4 protein-coding genes are annotated in these 6,142 nt (G+C 41.6%); 3 read left to right on the forward strand and 1 reads right to left on the reverse strand.

What is annotated here, in order from left to right; genetic code table 11:
- Positions 1–80 precede the first annotated feature (80 nt).
- Positions 81–377, forward strand: a complete 297-nt coding sequence (locus tag AC4IFT_RS17755) for a YmdA family protein (RefSeq protein WP_490736026.1) — start codon at positions 81–83, stop codon at positions 375–377.
- Positions 378–555: 178 nt separating this feature from the next.
- On the opposite strand, the gene AC4IFT_RS17760 is transcribed toward AC4IFT_RS17755, so the two are convergent.
- Positions 556–1,563, reverse strand: a complete 1,008-nt coding sequence (locus AC4IFT_RS17760; RefSeq protein WP_490736028.1) for an AraC family transcriptional regulator — start codon at positions 1,561–1,563, stop codon at positions 556–558.
- Positions 1,564–2,316: 753 nt separating this feature from the next.
- On the opposite strand from AC4IFT_RS17760, the gene AC4IFT_RS17765 reads away from it, so the two are divergent.
- Both AC4IFT_RS17765 and AC4IFT_RS17770 read left to right on the forward strand, forming a co-directional pair.
- The gene (locus AC4IFT_RS17765; RefSeq protein WP_490752125.1) at positions 2,317–4,515 is read left to right on the forward strand and encodes a thiamine pyrophosphate-dependent enzyme; all 2,199 of its coding nucleotides are present in this window, start codon (positions 2,317–2,319) and stop codon (positions 4,513–4,515) included.
- A 10-nt stretch (positions 4,516–4,525) separates the two neighbouring features.
- Positions 4,526–6,040, forward strand: a complete 1,515-nt coding sequence (locus AC4IFT_RS17770) for an indolepyruvate oxidoreductase subunit beta family protein (protein ID WP_490752126.1) — start codon at positions 4,526–4,528, stop codon at positions 6,038–6,040.
- Positions 6,041–6,142 lie beyond the last annotated feature (102 nt).

The raw sequence follows: 6,142 nt of genomic DNA on the forward strand, positions 1-6,142 counted from the left end.
GTTTATTGTATGTGATTTTATTGGTCATCGATAAAGCCTTTATAAGGTTAAGATTAATTTATTAAATAGAGTGACTTATAATGAAATATATTTTTTTCGTATTCTTTTCTTTTTTTTCTATCATTACACACAGTACAGAAAATAATGGGGGGATAGTCAATTTCGGTGGGTATGTATTTGAAAGTCCTTGTGAATACAATAGGGATATCAATGCAATTACATTGTCTTGTTATGAACAAGGTAATGAAAAAAATTATTCCTTTAAATTATCTGCATTAAATGAGAGTGAAAAAAAATTATCTTCTATAAAAATTTCTGATATTAATTTATCAAAGATATATCTAGACTCAGCAATTACAACTATTTCTTATAGGTAATTTTTCTTATAAAACATTACTTATCCAAATTGGAACTTTTTAATTTATTTTCATTTTTTGTCTCTAGATTAGATATCCCCCTCTATAGGTTAGGTTAAAAGAGGGGGACTTTTTTCTAAGGCCACACATAGCATTTTGATATTACTGATTATTCTAATAATAATATAAATTACGGGTATTAGGCTTTTTTCATACTTTGGCTCGGTGATTCACCGTAACGCTGCTTATATTCAGCACTAAAGCGTCCCATATGTGCAAAACCCCAGCGCAGAGCTACCCCAGTGACATTACTGGCTTCTCCTGATAATAATTCTGCCCGCACACGTTCCATGCGCAAATCACGTAAATATTGCATGGGGCTGATATCTAAAAACTCTTTAAAACCCGCATATAAGCTACGTAAACTGACACCTGCTATATGCGCTAATTGCTCAACTGTAATTGGCTCATGCGCATGGGCTTCTAAGTATTCTTGCACTCGGCGAACATGGCGAGGGCGAATAGTCGCTCTGCGCATACCTGAATCTTCAGTGTAATTGTGAACATGTGTAGAAAGCAGCGTAACAGAAACCAATTGCTCGACTTGTGTAGCAATTAATTTATGTTGGAGAAGATCCGGTGTTCGTGTGGCACATTCAATCAGGTAATTCATTAAAGTGCGCCATTCTATACAGGATTGCCACGCAAAACCCAATTCAAATACGAGTGGTTTATCGAGGGTATGGCCGAGTTGGCCAACTAACGATCTTTCTAGTAATGATCGCGAAATTCTCAACATGCATTGATCGTTATCGCTATTCCAACGCATGGTTGTTGATTCTTCAGGGCTAAGTAATGATGCCATTTGTGGTGTAGATTCTAACCGTTTTCCACCACTTTCAATAATTGCACTACCTGCAAGGGGCATTTGTAAAAGGAAAAAATCTTCTAGTTTGCCGGGGGCAATGGCAACGTCTGCACCATAGCGTAAGCGGCTTAAGGAAATATCACCCATAGGAATATAATGCATGCGAGCATCAAGACGTTGATGGGGATTGAGTAAGTGAAATTGATGCGGTTTCATCACTCGACCAACCATTGATTTTATTTCTTCAGGATCAGCGGATGTAAATAACAAACGTTCTGACGAACAGATCTGATTTTCAATCTGAGGTGCAGATGAGTGGGACCACGAGTTGCTCAACATCGGAGGTACCTCCAAAATTAATCACCAGCCATTCCCTTGCGATTGACTTAGGTACTGGCTTGGCTATTTTTGCTTATTATAGGTTTTCTCAATGAATTCAATTAATTATTATATTTATGACAAAAATAGTTCAGGTTTTTATTAAGTATATTTTGTTACATTTATGATGGTGCTTAATTGTTAGTCTATTAACATTTTATTAAAGTAATTTTAACTAAATGTTAATTGAACATATCATAAACAATTTTGCTTACCTAGCTAATTATGTGCAAAAACTATCCATAAAGTGCAAAAAATCAGAAACAGTGTGGTTATTGTGATAGCTGTAACAATATAAAAAATAAAGTTATTTTATTTATTAATTAGTAAAATATATATGATTAATCATGTTATTGTCTCTGTTTGTATTTATGTTTTATGGTTGTTTGGTTGAATTGTCTAGAATAAATAAATTTACCGGACTAAATGACTAATCCCTTTTTTATTATAGGGGTAATTGGCTGTGACTTCATGATTTTACACGTTTTTTATATATTTCATTCTATCGTCCTCATTAAGCTATTCTTGCTATTAATAACTATTTACCTCTTGTTTTTATAAGCAATTTATCCTCTATGTGCAGGGCTTATCCAGTCTCTGCATAAATCCAATTTACATGATTAATCATGGATTGACGTTTAATTAACAAAAAGGATACAACTAAGAAACACAAAAAATAAAAGAAACGTTCTGACGTTGACTGGTGAGGTTAAAATGGCTGAGCGCTCGTTTGTTCAAGAAGTTCAAAAATTACGACAAGGGCAAGGTGAGGTCTTCAGCGGTGAAGGTATCCTTGCAGTGACAAAAGCCTTGTTAGAGTCCGGTGTTTCCTATGTTGCAGGGTATCAGGGAGCACCCATTTCACATTTAATGGATGTCCTGGCAGATGCGCAGGATATTCTGTCTGAATATGGTATTCGTTTTGAAAATAGTGCAAGCGAAGCCACCGCCGCCGCGACGCTAGCCGCTTCTGTTAATTACCCTTTACGTGGTGCGGTTACGTTCAAAGCAACAGTTGGGACAAACGTTGCTTCCGATGCACTTGCAAACCTAGCATCAGGCGGTGTGTTAGGTGGTGCGTTGATTATTGTTGGGGAAGATTACGGTGAAGGTTCCTCAATTATGCAAGAACGTAGCCATGCTTTTGCGATGAAATCACAGATGTGGTTACTCGACCCTCGTCCAAATTTACCTTCCATTGTTCAAGCCGTTAAAGATGGCTTTGATTTATCTGAGGCCAGTAATACACCCGTTATGCTGCAAATGCGCATTCGTTCATGTCACGTTCATGGCCAATTTGTGTGTGCGGAAAACCAGCATCCTAAATTTACAGTTAAAGACGCACTTGAAAACCCAACGAGAGATGTGAGTCGGATTGTGTTACCGCCTGCGAGTTTTTTACATGAAAAAGAGAAAATTGAAGCACGCTGGCCAGCCGCCGTTAGGTTTATTCAAGAGCGCGAATTAAATGAGTTCTTTTCTGAGGATGCAGACGATGTCGGTATTGCATTACAAGGTGGTTGTTATAACACACTGATCCGCGCGCTTAACCAAATTGGTTTAGCGGATGTGTTCGGTAATAGCAAAATTCCGCTATATGTAATGAATGTCGCATACCCATTGATTGACGATGAATTTGAACGTTTTTGCCGTAATAAAAAGGCGATTTTAGTACTGGAAGAAGGGCAGCCTAACTTTGTTGAGCAGAATGTTGCCAATATTTTGCGTCAGCGGAATATCGATATCGAATTACACGGCAAAGATATGTTACCGATGGCGGGAGAATACAACACTGCTACAGTGCTTGCTGGATTACGTTCTTTTTTTGAACGGCATGGAAAAATAGAACCTCAAGTCAAAGCAGCCGCGAAACAAATTCGTATTCCAACAATTAATATTGCGGCTGGGCAAGCTGAAGAATCTTTACCTGAATACGTCAACGCCGCAGAGCCAACACTTGATGAAACTGTACATGCGCGCCCACCAGGGTTTTGTACGGGTTGCCCTGAAAGGCCTATTTTTACGGCAATGAAACTGGTCGAGCGTGAGCTTGGCGAGCACCATGTCAGCGCCGATATCGGCTGCCACTTATTCTCTATCCTTCCACCATTTAACCTCGGTAATACAACGATGGGTTATGGCTTGGGCGGAGCAGGTGCTGCGGCATTAAATGCCAAAGCAGGGAAACGCGCAATTTCAGTGATGGGCGATGGTGGTTTTTGGCATAACGGCTTAACCAGTGGTATTGCCAATAGTGTGTTTAACCGTAGCGATAACTTAACCATTGTTATTGATAACAGCTATACATCAGCAACGGGTGGGCAAGATATTCTCTCCTCTACAGCGCTGAACCCAACTCGCAGTACAGGCCATGAAATTGAAAAAGCCGTCAAAGGGGTCGGTGTGAATTGGGTGAAAACCATCAAACGCACTTATGACCTAAAAACAATGACTAACACATTGCGTGAAGCGTTGACGACAGATGAAAAAGGGCCAAAGGTGCTGATTGCGCAAAGCGAATGCATGTTAAACCTGCAGCGCCGCGAAAAGAAAAAGGTTCGTAATGACGTAGCCGCAGGTAAACGAGTTGTGCGTGAGCGCTTTGGTGTTGACCCTGACACCTGCACTGGGGATCACTCCTGTATTCGTCTTTCTGGTTGCCCGTCTTTATCAATAAAACCGAATCCAGATCCATTAAGAACAGACCCTGTGGCCACTGTGATGGATAGCTGTGTGGGATGCGGTTTATGCGGCGAGGTTTCACACGCAGCTGTTTTATGTCCTTCATTTTTTAAAGCTCAAATTATTACTAACCCAAATCGCTGGGACAAGCTACGCCATCGTGTTCGCGGTTGGTTTATTGGTTATTTGCAACGTCGTGATGCACGTCGTCGTGAAGAACTCAGTTTCTAAGGGGGAACGAATGTTTTCATCTCCATCATCAATCGCGCTACAGCCCATTAAAATCGCCATTTTAGCGATGGGGGGTGAGGGCGGTGGCGTTCTCGCCGATTGGATTGTTAATTTAGGCGAAGAGAATGGTTATTTCGCACAAACCACCTCCGTTCCGGGTGTTGCTCAGCGTACTGGTGCAACGATTTATTATGTTGAATTGTTCCCCGGCGCTGATAACCCAGAAACGCCTGCACCTGTTTTGGCATTGATGCCAATGCCAGGTGATGTGGATGTCGTTCTTGCCTCCGAATTAATGGAGGCGGGTCGCTCTGTTCAGCGCGGTTTTGTCACACCAGAACGCACAACGTTAATTAGCTCCACACACCGTGTTTATTCGATTGCTGAAAAGTCAGCGATGGGTGACGGCCGTGTTGATAGCCAAGCATTGATCCGCCATGCAGGCCTCGCGGCTCGCCAATTCATTCACTTTGATATGGCTCAAGCGGCCCAAGAAAGCGGTAGCGTGATCAGCGCAGTATTATTTGGTGCTTTATTTGGCTCCGGTGTTTTACCTTTTAGTCGCGTACAATTTGAAGAAACCATTGTGCGCGGCGGTGTTGGGGTAAAACCTAGCCTACGTGCTTTTGCTCTCGGAGCTGAAAAAGCCGCGCAACCCGAAGAGGCATACCAAGCTCAGTCATCTCAAACCGTTTCATCAACCCCTAAAAATAAACAAATTTCTGCGTTATTAGCGCGTATTAATAATGAATTTGCTCCCCATGTTCATTATTTAGCGACGGAAGGGGTTCGCCGGTTAATTGATTACCAAGACCCTGCTTATGCCACGTTGTATTTAGACCGCCTTAACAACCTGTTTGCGCAAGAAGGTGGTCAAGACGAGCGTTTACAACGTGCGCTTGTTCGCCACTTAGCATTATGGATGTCTTATGAAGACACCATTCGCGTGGCTGACCTCAAAATTCGTGATAGCCGATTCACCCGAGTACGTAATGAAGTCCAAGCAAAAGATAACCAATTATTGGACATCAATGAATTTATGCATCCACGTATTGAAGAGATTTGCGAAACGCTCCCCAAAAATTTAGGTAATTGGTTGATGAAGCCACATTGGTTTCACAAAGCGCTTCGCAAACTGACGCAACGAGGTCGCACAATCACTACCAGTTCGTTGTGGGGTTTTTTACAGTTATACGTGCTAGCAGCATGGAGACGAGGCAGACGCTTAACTTTACGCTACCAATTAGAAAATCAGCGAATTGAAAAGTGGTTAGCCGCGGTGGTTGATGCCGCACGGACAAACCCTGCTTTAGCGACTGAAATCACACAATGCCAGCGAGTAGTAAAAGGGTATAGCGATACTCATGCGAGAGGTTTGCGTAATTTTCAAGTTCTAATGGATATCGTGACGCAACAAGGCAGCAAATTAGCACCAATTAATTTACGTGAATTACGTGAAGCAGCCCTTGCGGATGAACACGGGAAAGAATTGCAAAAATGTCGTCAACGTTTGGCTATGGATTAAGGATAACAACATGAGTTTGCAGAAGTTTACTAAGCCCCACAAGATCCATTTCTCTGAGTGTGATCCCGCGGGGATCGTGTTCTACCCGCAATATTTCGTGAT

This window comes from Providencia sp. UF-183, assembly GCF_058246155.1.

Coding starts and splice junctions, on each gene's coding strand:
- AC4IFT_RS17760 (WP_490736028.1), bottom strand. CDS start 1,563: ATGTTGAGCAACTCGTGGTCCCACTCATCTGCACCTCAGATTGAAAAT.
- AC4IFT_RS17770 (WP_490752126.1), top strand. CDS start 4,526: ATGTTTTCATCTCCATCATCAATCGCGCTACAGCCCATTAAAATCGCC.
- AC4IFT_RS17765 (WP_490752125.1), top strand. CDS start 2,317: ATGGCTGAGCGCTCGTTTGTTCAAGAAGTTCAAAAATTACGACAAGGG.
- AC4IFT_RS17755 (WP_490736026.1), top strand. CDS start 81: ATGAAATATATTTTTTTCGTATTCTTTTCTTTTTTTTCTATCATTACA.